General features: G+C 76.2%; 1 pseudogene. It reads left to right on the top strand.

The window, feature by feature from the left end:
• A pseudogene (locus tag G3I65_RS26460) lies at positions 1–450 on the top strand (hypothetical protein); the annotation flags it as partial.

A 450-nucleotide genomic window follows, 5' to 3' on the forward strand; every position in this document is an offset into this window, starting at 1 on the left:
GGCTCGACGGCCTCGACGACGCCCTCGTCGTCTTCGACGGCGCCACCGACCCGGACGCGCTCAACCGCTGGCTGCCCGCGCGCGCCCGCGTCCTCGTGACGACGACGGTGCCGGACTTCGAGGTCATCGGCGCCACGCTCCCGGTGCCGGCGTTCAGCGAGTCCGAAGCCGTCGCTTTCCTGCGTACGCGCTCAGGCCGCGACGTCGCCATGACCGACGTCGCGCGGGAACTCGGCGGGCTGCCGCTGGCGCTCGCCCAGGCGGGCGGGGTGATCCGGACTTCGGGCGTCGCGGAGTACCTCGACCGGCTGCCGCGCACCCCGCCGCTGGAGCGGGACCCCGGCGAGGACCACTCGCCGTGCGTCGAGGACACCACGATCGCGGCCCTGCGCGCGGTGGCGGCCCGGGACAGCCGGGCGTCGGCCGTCGCGGAAGTCCTCGCCGTGCTGG

The sequence above is a fragment of the Amycolatopsis sp. SID8362 genome (assembly GCF_010550475.1).
Classification (GTDB): Bacteria; Actinomycetota; Actinomycetes; order Mycobacteriales; family Pseudonocardiaceae; genus Amycolatopsis; species Amycolatopsis eburnea.